The sequence below is a fragment of the Azospirillum sp. NS33 genome (genome assembly GCF_059703765.1).
Genome location: NZ_BAAKJB010000003.1, coordinates 255,064 through 271,032, shown reverse-complemented (window position 1 = coordinate 271,032; position 15,969 = coordinate 255,064). Strand labels below are relative to the sequence as shown.

Sequence of the window (15,969 nt, the reverse complement as noted above, 5' to 3'; positions counted from 1 at the left end):
CGCGGCCTGGCCACCGACTTCGTGATCGACGGCGACTACCCCGCCTTCGGCAACAACGACGAGCGGGTCGACGCCATCGCCGTGTGGCTGGTCGAGACCTTCATGGGCTTCTTGCGCAAGCAGAAGGCCTACCGCAACGCCGTGCCCACCCAGTCGGTGCTGACCATCACCTCCAACGTGGTCTACGGCAAGAAGACCGGCAACACCCCGGACGGCCGCAAGGCCGGCCAGCCCTTCGCACCCGGCGCCAACCCGATGCACGGGCGCGACACCAAGGGGGCCGTCGCCTCCATGGCCAGCGTCGCCAAGCTGCCCTACCAGCACGCCCAGGACGGCATCTCCTACACCTTCACCGTCGTCCCCGGCGCCCTCGGCCCGACGGAGGGCGAGCGGGTGGACAACCTGGTCGGCCTGCTCGACGGCTACTTCGCCCAGGGCGGCCACCACATCAACGTCAACGTCTTCGACCGCGACACCCTGCTCCACGCCATGGACCACCCGGAGCTCTACCCCCAGCTCACCATCCGGGTCTCCGGCTACGCCGTGAACTTCATCAAGCTGACGCGCGAGCAGCAGCTCGACGTCATCTCCCGGACCTTCCATGACAAGCACTGACACCCCGCTTCGCTCGGCCGTGGCTCCCCCTTCGGGGGGAGCCGTGTCCGGCTGGATCCACTCCGTCGAGACCGGCGGCACGGTCGACGGGCCGGGGGTGCGCTACGTCGTCTTCCTGGCCGGCTGCCCCTTGCGCTGCCTCTACTGCCACAACCCCGACACCCACCACATGCACGACGGGCGCCGCACCGCGGCCGCCGAGGTGCTGGAGGACATCGCCGGCGTCGCCGGCTTCCTGCGCCGCGGCCGCGGCGGCGTCACGCTGACCGGCGGCGAGCCGCTGGTGCAGCCCGAGTTCACGGCGGCGCTGCTGCGCGGGGCCAAGGCCATGGGCCTGCACACCGCGCTCGACACCTCCGGCTTCCTCGGCCACCACGCCGACGACCACCTGCTGGACGACGTCGATCTGGTGCTGCTGGACATCAAGGCCTTCAAGGAATCCACCCACCGCCGCCTGACCGGCGTGCCGCTGCGCCCGACCCTGGAGTTCGCCGAGCGCCTGTCCCAGCTGGGCAAGCCGATCTGGCTGCGCTACGTGCTGGTGCCCGGCCTCACCGACGACCGCGACGAGATTGCCGGCCTGGCGGAGTTCGCCGCCGGGCTGGGCACCGTGCAGCGGGTCGACGTGCTGCCCTTCCACAAGATGGGCGAGCACAAGTGGCAGGCCCTGGGCCGCCCCTACCAACTGTCTGACACCGAGCCGCCGTCGCCCGAGCTGACGGCCGAGGTGCGCGGGATCTTCCGCGCCGCCGGCCTCACCGCCCCCTGACGGCGCTCCGCCGCCCGCAAGGACCGATGCCATGGACCCCCACTCCCCCGACGCCCTGTCGCCCGAGGCCATCGCCCGGGCCGCCGAGGACCTCGCCCTGAAGAAGGCGCACCGCGACACGGCGAGCCTGCTGGCCCTGGCCGTGCTGGCCGGCGCCTACATCGGCCTCGGCGCCATGTTCTCGACGGTCGCCATGGCCGGCGGCGAGGTGATGCCCTACGGCATCACCAAGCTGCTGGGCGGCCTCGCCTTCTCCCTCGGGCTGGTGCTGGTCATGGTGGCCGGCGCCCAGCTCTTCACCGGCGACGCGCTGATGGTCATGGCCTGGGCCAGCCACCGCCTGACGGTGGCCGAGATGGCCCGGGTCTGGGTGCTGGTGTGGGTCGGCAACTTCATCGGCGCCGCCGGCACCGCGGTGCTGGTCTTTCTGTCCGGCCAGTACGGCTTCGGCCACGGCGAGGTCGGCCGCACCGCCCTCTACATCGCCGGCGCCAAGGCCGGGCTGGCGCCCCTGAACGCCTTCGTCCTGGCCATCCTGTGCAACGTGCTGGTCTGCCTGGCGGTGTGGCTGTGCCTGGGGGCCCGCACGGTGACCGACAAGATCCTCGCCATGTCCCTGCCGGTCACCGCCTTCGCCGCCGCCGGCTTCGAGCACGCCATCGCCAACATGTACTTCATCCCGCTGGGCCTGCTGATCCAGTGGGGCGCCCCCGACACCTTCTGGGCCGAGCTCGGCACCGCCGGCCCCGACCCGGCGACCACCATCACGGTCGCCAACTTCTCGCTGCGCCTCGGCCTCGTCACCCTGGGCAACTGGGTCGGTGGTGCCGTCTTCGTCGGCGGCATGTACTGGTTCGCCTTCCGCCGCCGGCCGGCGGTGCCATCCCGGGACACCGCCGGCGCCCCCGGCGCCGAGCCGGACGCGCAGGCGGCGGAATAAGAGCGCTCAAAGGCGCAGAGCCAGCAGAGGCGCCAACTTGGCGAGGACCTCCTGAAGGCATTGCCGCGGAACGGCACCGGCGGGATCGAGATGACGCACGCGCCGGTCGAGGCTCCTTACCTGGTCGGCGAGAACGACGCCGTCGATGGGCAGGCCCTCGGGCAAAGGCACTTCGAAAGGGTAGCCCTTCGCCTTGCTGGTGATCGGACACACGATCACGAACGGCGCTCGCTGGTGATATGCTCGTGGCGACAGCACCAGCCCGGGCCGCCGGCCGGCCTGCTCATGTCCCGCCTGGGGAGTGACGTCGAGCCAGACGAGGTCGCCGCGGTCGGGCAGCATCACAGCAGTTCCTGCCCTCGCGGCCCATCATCGAAGGTGACGTCGGGCACATTGTCGGCGGTGATACCGTCAAGCAATGAGTCGAGCGAGTAGCGTGGCAGTGCCGGCCGGATGACGATCCGATCGCCCTCGACGGCGATTTCGACGGCGACGCCCTCGGCAATTCCCGCCTGATCCGCGATCGGCCGCGGAAGCCGAAGGGCGAGGCTGTTGCCCCAGCGGGCGATTTCCGTGCGCATCAGCGTGTCCCCCTTGGTGGATGCGGTCACTCTAAATCCGTAGAGCCGTCGTGTCTACGTTAGCCGTTCTGCGCAAACCCGCCGACACCCGTCACCCGGGCCCGAGCGCCGCCCGGGCGGCGGCGTAGAGCCGGGCCGTGTCGATGCGGGTCGGGCGCCCGTCGCGCAGCACCTCGCGCCCGGCCACCAGCACCCGGTCGGCGCGCAGCCCGGCGCCGGCCAGCACCAGTTGCTCCACCGCCCCGCTCAAAGGCACGAACGCCGGGGCGTCCAGGTCGAACAGGACGATGTCGGCGCGTGCCCCCGGCGCCAGGCGCCCCGGCGCCAGGCCGATCGCCGCGGCACCGCCGTCCACCGCCATGCGCAGCGCCTCGGCCGCGGAGGGCCAACGGGCCGAGTCGGGCTCGCCGGCGCGGTGCAGGATGGCCGCGGCCTTGGCGGCCTCCAGCACCGACTGCCCGTCGTTGCTGGCCGCGCCGTCGCTGCCCAGGGCGACGCGGACGCCGGCCGCACGCATCATCCCCAGGGGCATCACCCCGGCGCCCAGGCGCAGGTTGCTGACGGGGTTGTGCACCACGGTGGCGCCGGCGGCGGCGATGCGCCGCGCGTCGGCGGCGTCGATCCACACGCAATGGGCCAGGGAGGCGTGGGGGCCCAGCACGCCCAGCGCCTCCAGCCGCGCGACGGCGCTGACGCCGTGGCGGGCGCGGGCGGCCTCGGCCTCCCCCTTGGTCTCGTCGACGTGGATGTGGAAGGGCACGCCGCCATCGCGGCACAGTGCCGCGGCGCCGGCCAGCAGGGCGTCGCCGGCCCGGCCCGGCGCGGACGGGCCGACGCCCACCCGCACCAGCGCGTCGGCCGCACCATGGCGCGCCACCAGCCCCGCACAGCGGGCCAGCAGGCGGTCCGCCGGTTCCGGCTCCGCCCAGGGGGCGCCCACCGTCTGCCCCTGCCCGTCCAGCCCGTCGCGGACCATGGCCGCGACCACGGCGCGCAGGCCCGCCTCCTCGTAGGCCGCGACCGCCGCCTCCACCGCCGCCTCGCTGAGCGGCGTCTGGCGGAAATGGTCGAGCACGGCGGTCACCCCGCCCTGCAGCATCTCCACCGCCCCCAGCAGCACCGCCAGGCGCACCTGCGCGGCGTCGAGCCGGTCGAGGCGGCGCCACACGCTGGCCATCCAGGACGCCAGCGGCTGGCCCTCGCCGGCCCCGCGCGCCAGGGTTTCCGGGGAATGGGTGTGGGCGTTGACCAGGCCGGGCAGCGCCAGCCGGCCGCGCCCGTCGATCCGGGCCGCCTCCGGCCACTCCGCGGCCAGGCCCGGCCCGACCGCGGCGATCCGGTCGCCGTCGATCAGGATGTCCACGTCGCGGCGCAGCCCCGCCCCGTCGCCGTCCAGGGTCAGCGCCACCGACACCCCGGCGAGGAGGGTCCGGGTCATGGGGACGCTCACCGGATGCGGTAGTGGCGTTCGAGGTGGTGGTTGATGGCCTGCAGCGGCAGGGTCATCGCCAGGTAGAACAGCGCCACCCCGGCGAAGGGGCTGAAGGTGTTGGCCTGCCACGTCATCACCTCAAGCCCGGCGCGCAGCAGGTCGGTCAGGGCGATGGTGGAGACCAGGGCGGTGTTCTTCAGCAGGGTGATCGACTCGTTGGTGATCGGCGGCAGCACCCGGCGCAGCGCCTGGGGCAGCACGATCCGCCGCATCGCCGTGGCGTAGGACATGCCGAGCGAACGGGCCGCGCGCATCTGGCCGGGGTCGACCGCCTGGATGCCGGCGCGCACGATCTCCGCCACATAGGCGCCGTTGGTCAGCGCCAGGGCCAGCACCGCCACGGTGAAGGCGCTGAGCTGGATGCCCGCCGAAGGCAACCCGTAATAGAGGAACAGCAGCGTCACCAGCATCGGCACCCCGCGCAGCAGGGTGACGTACACCGTGGCCGGCCAGCGCAGGAGCGGCGTCGCGGCGATCCGCGCCAGGCCGCCCGCCAGGCCGACGCACAGGCCGAGCGCGATGGACACCACCGTCAGCTTTGCCGTGGTCAGCGAGCCGGCGAGGAGGGACGGCAGGGATTGCAGGAAGATGTCGAGCTCGAAATCCATGGCCTCTGCTCCAACAGGCGGCGATGCCGGGCCGGCGGGGCCGGCGGGCGGGGGATTCCCGCCGCCGGACCCGCCGGCCGTTCCGTCACGGCTTGGCGGCGGTCGCGCCGCCCTGGCCGAACCACTTGGCCTCCAGCTCGTCGAGGAAGCCCTCGGCCTTCAGCGCCGCCAGGTGCTTGTCGATCTCGGCCATCAGCGCGGTGTCCTCCTTGCGGGTGTTGATGCCGACCTTGCGGCCGTCCCACACCGGCGAGGTGTGCAGGGTGGGCATGGCGCGGATGGCGTACTTCACCGCCGGCAGGGCCGACACCGCGGCCTGGATGCGGCCGTTCTCCAGGTCCTTCAGGACCAGGATCAGCTCGTCGTAGGTCTTCACCTGCTCCATGTCCTGGCCGAAATGCTCGCGCGCCCAGCGCTCGCCGGCGGAGCCGAGCTGGACGCCGACCACCTTGCCCTTGAGGTCCTCGGGCTTCTCCACCGGCGTGCCCTCGACATAGGCGGCGCCGATGCCCGCGTCGTAATAGGGTTCGGAGAACAGGATGCGCTCGGCCCGCTCCGGCGACCAGGTCATGGCGGTGATCAGGGCGTCGACGCGGCCCGAGGTGAGCGCCGCGATGATGCCCTTGAAGTCGATCTTCTCCCACGTCATGGAGACGCCCATGCGCCGGGCGATCTCCTCGCCCAGGTCGACGTCGAAGCCCGCGGGCTTGCCGTTCTCGATGAAGCCGAACGGGGCGTAGCCGAAGGAGTTGGCGGCCACCAGGGTCTTGGCGGCCATCACCTTGTCGAGGGTGGTCTCGGCGCGCGCCACGCCCGCCGAGAGCCCCGCCGCCACCAGGGCGACCAGCGCCAGGCGGCCCGTCGCCGCCACGAAAGCCTTGCCGATCATCTCCACTCTCCTCTGTTCGTGCCGCCGGCGATGGCCGGCCGGATGGTGCGGATCGCGTCCCCGGCCGGCTTGGCGCCGGCCCTGGTCGGGTGTCGTCGTCGTGTCGCGCGGCGTGGCCCCGCCTCAGCCGGCCCCGCCGAGGCGGTGGGGCAGCGGCGTCGAGCCGTCCCGCGGGTCCGCCGCGGTGCCCTGCGCGTCGTCGCGGAACTTGCGCAGGAAGGCCTGGGTGCGCGGCTCGCGCGGCGCCCCGAACAGCGCGGCGGGGGGGCCCTGCTCCACCACCATCCCGCCGTCCATGAAGACGACGCGGTCGGCGACGTCGCGGGCAAACGCCATCTCGTGGGTGACGATGATCATGGTCATGCCCGCGCCGGCGAGAGCGCGCATCACCGCCAGCACCTCGCCCACCAGCTCCGGGTCGAGGGCCGAGGTGACCTCGTCGAACAGCATCACCTTGGGCTCCATGCACAGCGCCCGGGCGATCGCCACCCGCTGCTGCTGGCCGCCCGACAGCTCGCCGGGGTACGCGCCCTCCTTGGCGGCCAGGCCGACCTGGCCCAGCAGCCGGCGGGCGCGGGCCACGGCGACGTCGCGCGGCTCGCGCTTCACCTGGACCGGCGCCTCGATCAGGTTCTGCAGCACGGTCATGTGGGGGAACAGGTTGAAGTGCTGGAAGACGATGCCGATGCGGGTGCGCAGCCGGTCGAGCTGCCGCTCCGGCAGCCGGGCGCGCGCGCCGCCGCGCTCCGGGCCGAAGCCGACGTAGTCGCCGTCCACCTTCACGGTGCCGCTCTCGAACGGCTCCAGGAAGTTGATGCAGCTCAGCAGCGTGCTCTTGCCCGAGCCGGAGGGGCCGATGACCACCACCACCTCGCCCCGCGCCACCGACAGATCGACGCCCTTCAGCACGGCGGTCGCGCCGAAGCTCTTGTGCAGGTTCCAGACATGGACCATGGGCTCGCCGGGCGGACGGTCGCTCATCGACGCCTCCGTGGGTTGGTCGCCGGCCATGGCGGTCAGGCCGGACCCGGTGCCGGCGGCAGCAGCCGCAAGGCCATGCCGTGGCGGCGGTCGAAATGGGCGTTGTGGTGGTCGACCTCGTTGGTGTCGCTGAGCTCCAGGTTGAAGAAGGACAGGTTCGGCCCCTCGAAGTAGGGGCCGGCGTGCCAGGTGCCGCGGTGCAGGACGACCGCCGCGTCGCCCGGCACCAGGAAAGCCCGCACCTGTTCCGGCGCCGGCTCGGCCGCGGCGTCGTCGAGCCCGTCGGGCGGGGCCACCGCGATGATCCAGGGCCGGCCGCCGACGCTGGCCAGCGCCTGGGTGACGCGGCGGTGGCGGGTGATCCGCCGCACCACCAGCGGCCGCGGGTCGAGGCGCATGATGTAGAAGCGCGGCGTCCCCTGGGAGAGGTCGAGGCGGGCGTCGTCCGGGCCGAACAGAACCCCGTCCTCGATGGCCTCCACGAGGTCGCCGTAGGGAGCGAAGGCGGCGCGGCCGATCGGCTCCACGGCCAGGTCGACGAAGCGGGGCGGGTCGGTGTGGGCGGTGTCGGTCACGGGCGTCGCTCCGCTGCGGGGATGGGGGTGTCGGCGTCGAACAGGGACACCGCCGGGGCGGCGTCGCGCACCGGCAGTTCCAGCTCCACCTCGTCGTAGGCCTTGAGCGCCGGCACCAGCCAGCCCGCCTGCTCGCGGAACAGGCTGCGGGTCACCCCGGCGACCAGGCGGGGGATGGAGTACTTGTGCCCGCTGATCGAGGTGGAATGGGGGCCCATGCTGACGATGGCGGCGAAGTTGAAGGCGTGGATGCGCTCCAGAAACGCCGCCGTGCCCGGCGTGCGCGCCTGGAGCTCGTAGTGGGCGCCGAGATAGGGATAGCGGCCCAAGGTGGGGTGCGCCTCCTCGGGCGGCGGGTGGTAGCGGTCCTGCCACAGCGCGATGTCATCGGCGAAGGGCCGCAGCTCCGGCCGGTGGGCCAGGTCGATGGCCGAGCCGGTGGCGCACACCACCGCGTCGAAGGCGAAACGGCCGACCGGGGTCTCCACCCGGACCTCCCCACCCTCCCACGCCACCCGCGTCCACGGCGCGCCGGCGTGGGCGCGGAAGGCGGCGAAGGCGTGGGCGGCGTCGAAGCTGTGGCGCGCCGGCGGCTGGTCGACCGCGTCGAAATGGTGGTTGACGCTCCACCGCACCGCATCGTCCAGGTCGGGGAAATGCTTGAGGAAGCCGGCGAACTCGATCCAGCGGTGGGGGTTGACGCCGGGCAGCGCGGGCCGGCGGAAGCACAGGTCGACCGAGGCCGCGCCGTGGCGCAGGGCGGCCAGCGACGCGTCGAAGGCCGAGGCGCCGTGGCCCAGCACACCCACCCGCTTGCCGCGCATCGGCGCGAAGTCGATCGGGCCGTTGGAATGGTGGCAGACGGCCGCGGGCAGGGCGGCGCGGATCTCCGCGGGGACGCGCCATTCCCCGCCGCCGTCGTAGCCGGTGGCGAGCACCACGCGGCGGGCCAGCAGCACCTCCGGTTCGCCCGGTCCGCGCAGCCGCAGGGCCAGCACCGCGCCGTCCGGCTCGATCGCCTCCAAGGCCGTGTCGTTGCGCACCGCCAGCCCCACGGCGTGCCGGTACCAGCGCAGGTAGGCCATCCACTCCGGGCGCGGCAGCCGGTCCAGCGCCAGCCAGGCGGCCTCGCCGTGGCGGGCCTCGTACCAGGCGCGCAGCGACAGGTTCGGCAGGCCCTGGTCCAGCCCGACCAGGAAGCGCGGGGTGCGCAGCTTGTCCATCCGCGCGAACGTCTCCCACGGGCCCTCGAACCCGGCGGGGTTGCGGTCGATCACCGCCAGGTTGGTGACGCCGTCGCGGCGCAGCCCCAGCGCGACGCCCAGGCCCGACTGGCCGCCGCCGACCACCGCCACGTCGAACACATGGCCGCCGGAGGAATGGGACACCGGCTGCACCCAGTCGACGTTGGGATAGGCCAGGACCTCCAGGTCGCGCCGCGCCCGCGCCGCCAGCGCCTCGGCCCGCCCGTCACCGCCGCCCACCGTCATCGCCCGTTCCCCATGCGCCCGTCCCCCATGCGCTCCCCCTCTCTGATACAAGTATCTTGTCTTATGATACATACATCAGCAAGCGGCGTGCCAACGGTGCGGCGGCGGTTTGCCGCAGGGTTCGGTGGTCGCGAGGGGCCGGCTGCCCGGATTTTGGGCGCCCGCTGCCCATCGGCCCGGCGGCCCGCCCACAAAACAAACTAATGCATCGCGCGCGTCGTACTAATACAATTAACCCGGGTCAGGTTGGCCCGGGTCAGACCACCCATCCGTTCCAGGGCACCGCGGGGTCCACCAGGTCGCGCACCAGGGAGCACAGGCGCCGCGCGCCCTCGGCGATGGCGTCGTCGGGCACCAGGCCGAAGCTGAGGCGCAGGGTGCGGGGATCGGGGTCGGCCGCATAGAACGGCGCCCCGGGGGTGAAGGCGACGCCGTGGCTGACGGCGCGGTAGTACAGCTCGTCCACCGCGGCGCCTTCGGGCAGCTGCGCCCACAGGCTGAGCCCGCCGTCGGGCTGCCCCACCCGCACCGCCGGCGGCAGGCCGGCACGCAGCGCGTCCACCAGCGCCTGCTGGCGGGCGCCGTAGACCCGCACCAGCTCCGCCGTGACGTCGCCGCCGTCGGTCGCCAGCCAGTCGGCCAGGGCGCCCTGCATGAAGGCGTTGGACTGCAGGTCGGTGAGCGCCTTCAGGGCGGCCAGCCGCCGGTGCGCCCAGGGCGGCGCCAGCAGCACGCCCAGCCGCACCCCGGGCAGCAGCGCCTTGCCGAAGCCGCGGGCGTAGAACACGGTCTCCTCCGCACCCGCCATGGCCCGGAAGGCCGGCACCGGCGTCCCGCGGAAGCGCAGCTCGGGGCAATGGTCGTCCTCCAGCAGGGGGACGCCGTGGGCGCTCAGGCGGTCGAGGATGGCGCGCCGCGCCGCCGCCCCGGTGGTGGCGCCGGTGGGGTTCTGGAAGGTCGGGTTGAGGTAGACCAGCCGCGGGCGCTCCCCGGCGAGGAGCGCGTCCAGGCGGTCGAGGTCGGGGCCGTCGTCGCCCGGCGGCACCTCGGCCAGCCGCGCCCCGGCCTGGCGCAAGGCGTTGAGGGCGCCGTAGTAGGTCGGCCGCTCGACCACCACCAGGTCGCCCGGCCGGACCAGGGCCCGCACCACCAGGTCGATGGCCTGCTGGCCGCCCGAAGTCACCATGACCTCGCCGGGGCGGGCGGCGATCCCCTGCCCCGCCAGATGGGCCGCCGCCGCCTCGCGCAGGCAGCGGCGGCCGTTGGGCGGGTCGTAGCGGAAGAAGCGGTCGGCGTCGGCACGCGACGCCAGGGCGGCGATGCGCCGGCGGAACCGCTCCACCCGGCTTTCCGCGGCGCCGGGGTAGTTGGCGGTGAAGCCGATGACGCCGGGCGCCCGGGCCAGCTCGAACAGGCGGGCCGTGAGCGGCACCGCCTCCGCGTCGGCGGCGGATTCGCCCGGCGCCGCCGCCCGCGGCGGGGCCTCCCCCCGGCGCCCCCCGGGGCCGCGCACCCCGGGACCGCGCACCCCGGGACCGCGCACGACGGTGCCGCCGCCGGCCCGCGCCTCGGTGTAGCCACCCTGGGCCAGCTCGCGGTAGGCCTTGGCCACGGTCATGGCGTTGACGCCGAGCGTCCGCGCCAGGGCGCGGATCGGCGGCAGGCGCGCCCCGTCGGCCAGCGCCCCGGACCCGATCATCGCCACCAGCCGGTCGCGGATCTGGGCGAACACCGGGACGCCGCCGGCGCGGTCGAGCGGCAGGGCGAGCGCGGACGCCTCGATGCTGGTCATGGGGCCTCGGTCACGGTGCTTGTTCCGCCGACCGCTCCAGGGCTAGGGTCGGGCGACTTGTACGCCGTCCCGGTTTGTCATGGGGATTGTATTATGGCAAGCGACGAATGACCGGCCCGCTGCGCTACGGGCCCTACGACCAGGCCGCGCTCGACGCCCAGTACACCAACACCGGCACAGCGCAGGCCGACCAGGACCTGGCGGCGTTGCGGGACCGCAGCCGGCGCAACCGCGCCGCCCTGCCCTTCGCCGCGGCGGTGCCCTACGGCGCCGGCCCCGCCGAGACCTACGACGTGTTCGCCCCGCCCGCCGCGGGCGGTCCCGCGCCCGCGCTGCTGTTCGTCCATGGCGGCCAGTGGCGGTTCAACACGACCGCCGAGACCAGCTTCTGGGCCGACGTGGCGGTGGGCCGCGGCGTGGCCTTCGTCGCCGCCAACGTGCCGAAGATGCCGGGCACCCGGCTCGACGCCATCGCCGCCGCGGTGGCCCGGGCGTTCCGCCACCTCCAGGCGCACGCCGGTCGGCACGGCATCCGGCCCGACCGGATCGCCCTGGGCGGCCATTCCTCGGGCGCCCACCTCGCCGCGCTGGCGCTCGCCGTGGAGCTCGCCGCGGCGCCGCAGCCGCCGGCGTGTGCCCTGCTGGTCAGCGGCATGTACGACCTGGAGCCGGTGGCGCTGTCGAGCCGCAACGACGCGCTGGGCCTGAGCGCGCCGGAGGTGGCGGCGGCCAGCGTCGTCCACCGCCTGCCCGCCCGCCTGCCGCCCACCCTGGTCGCGGTCGGCGGGGCCGAGAGCGACGAGTTCCGCCGCCAGGCCGCGGCGTTCCACGCCCGGCTGCCCGGCGACGAGCACGCCCTGGCGACGGTCCCCGGCGGGCGGCACTTCACCGCCGTCAACGCCCTCGACGACGCCGACGGCCCCCTGTGGGCGTTTCTCGCCCGCCAACTCGGCCATCCCTGCGGCCGCCCGGGCGGTCAGGAGCCGTAGCGGATGCGCACCCGGTCCGCCACCCGGCGGGCCAGCGCCCGCGCCGCGTCCGTGGTCGCCCCCGCGGCCAGCGCCACGCCCATCCGGCGGTAGGGCCGGGTCGTCGGCTTGCCGAAGATGCGCACCTCCACCGGGGCGTCCGCCGTGCCCAGGCGCAGCGCCGCGTCCAGCCCCTCGTAGCCGACTTCGTCCGACTCCCGGTCGGCCAGGATCACCGCCGAGGCGGTCGGCCCGGTCTGGCGGATGGCGGGGATCGGCAGGCCGAGGATGGCGCGGGCGTGCAGGTCGAACTCCGACAGGTCCTGGGACATCAGGGTCACCAGGCCGGTGTCGTGGGGCCGCGGCGACAGTTCGGAGAAGATCACCGCGTCGCCGGCCACGAAGAACTCCACCCCGAACAGCCCGTAGCCGCCGAGGTTGTCGACCACCGCGCGGGCCATCGCCTGGGCCTCGGCCACCAGGGCGTCGGACATGGCGGCGGGCTGCCAGGATTCCTGGTAGTCGCCGCGCTCCTGGCGGTGGCCGATCGGCGCGCAGAACGCGACGCCCTCGCGGGTGCGCACGGTCAGCAGGGTGATCTCGTAGTCGAAGGCCACGAACTCCTCGACGATCACCCGGCGGCGGTCGCCGCGCATGTTGGCGACCGCGTAGTCCCACGCGGCCTCCAGGGCTCCCTCCTCGCGCACCGTGCTCTGGCCCTTGCCCGACGACGACATCACCGGCTTGACCACGCAGGGCAGCCCGGTGTGGGCGACCGCCGCCCTCACCTCCTCCAGGCTCTCGGCGTAGCGGTAGCGCGAGGTGCGCAGCCCCAGCTCGGCCGCCGCCACCTCGCGGATGCGGTCGCGGTTCATGGTCATCACCGTGGCCCGGGCGGAGGGCACGACGGTGAAGCCCTCCCCTTCCAGCTCCTGCAGCACCTCGGTGCGGATCGCCTCGATCTCCGGCACGATGACGTCCGGCCGGTGCTGTTCCACGGCGGCCCGCAGGGCGGCGCCGTCCAGCATGGAGAACACCGCGCAGGCGTCGGCCACCTGCATGGCCGGCGCCCCGGCGTAGCTGTCGCAGGCCACGACGTGGCAGCCGTAGCGCTTGGCGGAGATGACGAACTCCTTGCCGAGCTCGCCGGAGCCGAGGAGCAGGATCGTCGCCGTGAACGCCATGGCCGTGGTTCCCCTTGCCGGACCGACGGTGGCCCGGCGCGAGGGTAACGCGCCGGCCCGCGGCTGGGTACGGGGAAAATGCCCCGCCCTACACCCGCACGGCCGCCCGCACCTCGGCCGGGAACAGGTCGTCGGCGGTGAGCCGGCGCCCGGTCAGACCCTGGTCGTGGCAGTAGCGGCAGAAGGCGTCCAGGGTGGTCCGGTTGGCGTCGACGCCGTAGGGCCAGGGGTCGCCGCCGAAGCGGGCGAACACCTCGCTGGCGAAGGCGGCGCCCCAGGGCAGCGGGGTGCGCGCCGACGCCACGTCGACCATGCGCTCCACGCTGCGCCGCTTGGCCTCCTCGAACGCCTTGAGCAGGCTCATGGCGACCCAGGGGTGGCGCTCGAACACCGCCTGGCGCATCGCCAGCACGTGCATGATGGGGAAGACGCCGGTGTCGGCGTGGTAGCGCATCTCCTCGGCCCGCGGGTCGTCGAACAGGCGGCGCACCCGGGGGTCGCCGGCGATCATGGCGGCCGGCGGCCGGGCGCTGATGACGGCGTCGATGGCGCCGGACAGCAGCAGGTCGTTGAGGCTGTCGTCGGGCCGGCTCTCGTAGCGCACCCCGGGCGGCAGGGTGAACGCCACCTTCTCGCCGCGCCCCGGCTGGTTGACCCCCGCCTGCACCCAGGAGATGGCGGCGAGGTCGACGCCGTAGCTCTCCGTCAGGAAGCCGCGGGCGTAGATGCCGGCGGTCTGGGCCCACTCCGGGATGCCGACGGTGCGGCCCTCCAGGTCCTTGGGCGCGGTGATGGCGCGGTCGGCGCGGACGTAGATGGCCGAATGGCGGAACACCCGCGACGGGAAGACGGGGATGCCCACCATGCCGCCGCCGCCGGCGGCCTGCAGGGTGACGAACTTCGCGGTGGACATCTCCGAGACGTCGAACTCGCGGTTCTTCAGGAAGCGGAAGAAGATCTCCTCGATGGGCAGCAGCAGGGGGGTGAGGGCGACGCCCTCGGGGCGCACCGCCCCGCTGGTGACATCGCGCACGTGATCGCAGTCGACCACGGCCACGCTGAGGTGGAGGCGGGAGGTGCCGCCGTCCTGGACGAACTCGGCCGGCCGGTTGGCGGAAGAAGACAGGGACATGCGGGCTCTCCGGTGGCTCTCAACCGATCAGGGGAACAGCGTCTCGACGATCCAGCCCCGGTCGAGGGCCATGCCGAGGACGCCGTGGAAGAGGAGTTCGACGACGATCACAACCGCGACGCCGAGCGCCAGCGCCGGGCCGCGCCGCGCCCCGGCGCCCAGCGCGTAGGCGACGGCGAACAGCGGCAGGCCGACCCGCAGGCCGAGCAGCACCAGCACCGCCAGGAGGCCACCCAGCCAGGCCAGGGCCACCGCCCGGAACGGCGGGTCGCCGTCGCCGCGGTCGCGGCGGGCGGCGGGGGCCCCGGCGACGACCAGCGCCGCCATCACGCTCAGAAAGGCCGCGGCCATGGCCGGGAACAGGTTGGCCCCGGCGGGGTAGTCGCCGATGGTCATGCCCCAGACCACCAGGGCGTCGACCAGCAGCGCGGTCGCGACGGCGAAGGAGACGAGGGGACGGCTCATGGATGGGACCTCCGCCACAGCGTGCGCACCCGCGGTCCGGCGACGGCGGCGACGGTGATCGCGATCAGGGCCAGCGACAACGGCCGCAGCAGGAAATCGGCGCCGTAGACGTTGAGGGAAATCTGGAAGTAGCGCTCCACCGCCGGCCCCAGGACGAAGCCCAGGAGGAACGCCGCGCGGTTGAAGCCGAGGCGGACGAACCCCATGCCCAGCAGCCCGGCGGCGAACAGGGCCACGACGTCGCGCAGGTCGTTGGCGGTGGCGTAGGCGCCGAGCACGACCAGGGCCATCAGGCCGGGGACGAGGAAGGCGCGCGGCACGTACAGCACCCGGGTGAGCAGCGGCGCCACCGCCACCATCAGCCCCGCGGCCAGGACGTTGGCCAGCGCCAGCACGACCATCAGCCCGACGCCGATGTCCATGTGGTCCTTCAGGAAGTCCGGCCCGGGCTGCAACCCCAGCACCAGGAAGGCGCCCAGCAGCAGCGCCATGCCCGAGCTGCCGGGGATGCCGAAGGCCAGGGTCGGCACCAGCGCGCCGCCCTCCTTGGCGTTGTTGCTGGCCTCCGGCGCGATCACCCCCTCGATGACCCCGGTGCCGAAGCGCTGCGGGTTGCGGTCGGCCTGGCGGGCGGCGGCGTAGGCGACGAAGGGCGAGGTCTCGCCGCCCACGCCGGGAACGATGCCGATCACGGCGCCGATGGCCGAGCTGCGCAGGGTCAGGCCGAAATGCCGGAACACCGCGGCGATGCCCGCCAGCACCTGGCGCCCGGCCAGCACCCCGGCGGGCCGGGCCAGGGCCTGGCCCGACATCAGCGACGCCAGTTCGGGGATGGCGAACAGGCCGAGCGCCAGCGGCACCAGCCGCAGCCCGTCGAGCAGGTACTCCGAGCCGAACCAGTAGCGCGGCACACCGGAGATCGGTTCGTCGCCGACGAAGCTGACGAAGATGCCCAGCGCCCCGGCGAACAGCCCCTTGGCCGGCGACCCCGTGCCCACCGCGGCCAGGAAGGTGAGGCCCATGAGCGAGAGGAGGAAGGTGTCGGCCGGGCCGAACAGCATCACCACCGGCTGCAGCACCGGCAGCAGGCAGACCAGCACCAGGGCGCCGAACACGCCGCCCACCGCCGACGCGGTCAGCGCCGCGCCCACCGCCATGCCGCCCAGCCCCTTGATGCGCAGGGGCACGCCGTCGACCACGGTGGCGGCGTTGGGGGGCGAGCCGGGGATGCCCAGCAGGATCGCCGTCACCGACCCGCCGGTGTAGACGACGGCGTGGGCGGTCAGCAGGAAGGCGAGGCCGGCCATGCTGTCCATCCCGTAGACGAAGGGGATCAGCATGGCCAGCGCGGTCAGGCCGCTCAGGCCGGGCAGCAGCCCGAACAGCAGGCCGAGCGGCAGGGCCGCGGCGACGGCCAGGAGGACATCGGGCCGGAACGCCAGCGCCAGGCCCTGGACGATGCTGTCCACCATGGACGAGGGTCCCCCG

At 73.8% G+C, this 15,969-nt stretch carries 17 protein-coding genes; 4 read left to right on the top strand and 13 right to left on the bottom strand.

Annotated elements, in window-relative coordinates:
- The 3 genes from AC6H2I_RS05125 to AC6H2I_RS05115 form a co-directional block, all read left to right on the top strand.
- Positions 1–615, top strand: a 615-nt coding sequence (locus tag AC6H2I_RS05125; RefSeq protein WP_497499499.1) for a glycine radical domain-containing protein, incomplete at its 5' end; no start/stop codon positions are given.
- Positions 616–658: 43 nt separating this feature from the next.
- A complete protein-coding gene (pflA, locus tag AC6H2I_RS05120) occupies positions 659–1,384 on the top strand; it encodes a pyruvate formate-lyase-activating protein (protein ID WP_497499498.1) in 726 nt (241 codons plus the stop codon).
- A gap of 31 nt (positions 1,385–1,415) precedes the next feature.
- Complete coding sequence (locus AC6H2I_RS05115; protein ID WP_497499497.1) at positions 1,416–2,324, top strand: formate/nitrite transporter family protein; 909 nt, start codon at positions 1,416–1,418, stop codon at positions 2,322–2,324.
- Positions 2,325–2,330: 6 nt separating this feature from the next.
- Here the strand turns inward: AC6H2I_RS05115 and AC6H2I_RS05110 are convergent, their stop codons facing one another.
- The 9 genes from AC6H2I_RS05110 to AC6H2I_RS05070 all read right to left on the bottom strand — a co-directional run bounded on the left by AC6H2I_RS05110 (position 2,331) and on the right by AC6H2I_RS05070 (position 10,732).
- Positions 2,331–2,666: a type II toxin-antitoxin system PemK/MazF family toxin gene (locus tag AC6H2I_RS05110; protein WP_497499496.1), complete on the bottom strand. Its 336-nt coding sequence runs from the start codon at positions 2,664–2,666 to the stop codon at positions 2,331–2,333.
- Positions 2,666–2,935, bottom strand: coding sequence for an AbrB/MazE/SpoVT family DNA-binding domain-containing protein (locus AC6H2I_RS05105; protein ID WP_497499495.1), 270 nt, complete (start codon positions 2,933–2,935; stop codon positions 2,666–2,668). Before AC6H2I_RS05105 ends, AC6H2I_RS05110 begins: the two co-directional genes overlap by 1 nt.
- Positions 2,936–2,996: 61 nt before the next feature.
- Complete coding sequence (locus AC6H2I_RS05100; protein WP_497499494.1) at positions 2,997–4,343, bottom strand: amidohydrolase family protein; 1,347 nt, start codon at positions 4,341–4,343, stop codon at positions 2,997–2,999.
- An 8-nt stretch (positions 4,344–4,351) separates the two neighbouring features.
- Positions 4,352–5,005: an amino acid ABC transporter permease gene (locus tag AC6H2I_RS05095; protein ID WP_497499493.1), complete on the bottom strand. Its 654-nt coding sequence runs from the start codon at positions 5,003–5,005 to the stop codon at positions 4,352–4,354.
- An 85-nt stretch (positions 5,006–5,090) separates the two neighbouring features.
- A complete protein-coding gene (locus tag AC6H2I_RS05090; RefSeq protein WP_497499492.1) occupies positions 5,091–5,894 on the bottom strand; it encodes a substrate-binding periplasmic protein in 804 nt (267 codons plus the stop codon).
- 123 nt (positions 5,895–6,017) lie between these two features.
- Entirely contained in the window at positions 6,018–6,875 is an 858-nt protein-coding gene (locus AC6H2I_RS05085; RefSeq protein ID WP_497499491.1) for an amino acid ABC transporter ATP-binding protein, read from the bottom strand.
- Between the two features lie 35 nt (positions 6,876–6,910).
- Complete coding sequence (locus AC6H2I_RS05080) at positions 6,911–7,450, bottom strand: ureidoglycolate lyase (RefSeq protein ID WP_497499490.1); 540 nt, start codon at positions 7,448–7,450, stop codon at positions 6,911–6,913.
- On the bottom strand, positions 7,447–8,940 hold the full coding sequence (locus tag AC6H2I_RS05075; protein ID WP_497499489.1) for an NAD(P)-binding domain-containing protein: 1,494 nt from the start codon (positions 8,938–8,940) through the stop codon (positions 7,447–7,449). Before AC6H2I_RS05075 ends, AC6H2I_RS05080 begins: the two co-directional genes overlap by 4 nt.
- 256 nt (positions 8,941–9,196) lie before the next feature.
- On the bottom strand, positions 9,197–10,732 hold the full coding sequence (locus AC6H2I_RS05070) for an aminotransferase-like domain-containing protein (RefSeq protein ID WP_497499488.1): 1,536 nt from the start codon (positions 10,730–10,732) through the stop codon (positions 9,197–9,199).
- Between the two features lie 107 nt (positions 10,733–10,839).
- Here AC6H2I_RS05070 and AC6H2I_RS05065 point away from each other — a divergent pair, with 107 nt between their 5' ends.
- A complete protein-coding gene (locus AC6H2I_RS05065) occupies positions 10,840–11,721 on the top strand; it encodes an alpha/beta hydrolase (protein WP_497499487.1) in 882 nt (293 codons plus the stop codon).
- On the opposite strand, the gene purT is transcribed toward AC6H2I_RS05065, so the two are convergent.
- The 4 genes from purT to AC6H2I_RS05045 form a co-directional block, all read right to left on the bottom strand.
- The gene (gene purT, locus AC6H2I_RS05060) at positions 11,709–12,884 is read right to left on the bottom strand and encodes a formate-dependent phosphoribosylglycinamide formyltransferase (protein WP_497499486.1); all 1,176 of its coding nucleotides are present in this window, start codon (positions 12,882–12,884) and stop codon (positions 11,709–11,711) included. The two genes, AC6H2I_RS05065 and purT, sit on opposite strands and share 13 nt — an antisense overlap.
- Before the next feature lie 88 nt (positions 12,885–12,972).
- On the bottom strand, positions 12,973–14,016 hold the full coding sequence (locus tag AC6H2I_RS05055; protein WP_497499485.1) for a type 2 periplasmic-binding domain-containing protein: 1,044 nt from the start codon (positions 14,014–14,016) through the stop codon (positions 12,973–12,975).
- Positions 14,017–14,043: 27 nt separating this feature from the next.
- Positions 14,044–14,481: a hypothetical protein gene (locus AC6H2I_RS05050; RefSeq protein ID WP_497499484.1), complete on the bottom strand. Its 438-nt coding sequence runs from the start codon at positions 14,479–14,481 to the stop codon at positions 14,044–14,046.
- Positions 14,478–15,953 carry a tripartite tricarboxylate transporter permease gene (locus tag AC6H2I_RS05045; protein WP_497499483.1) on the bottom strand — a complete coding sequence of 492 codons (1,476 nt, stop codon included), beginning with the start codon at positions 15,951–15,953 and terminating at the stop codon, positions 14,478–14,480. Before AC6H2I_RS05045 ends, AC6H2I_RS05050 begins: the two co-directional genes overlap by 4 nt.
- Positions 15,954–15,969: the final 16 nt, after the last annotated feature.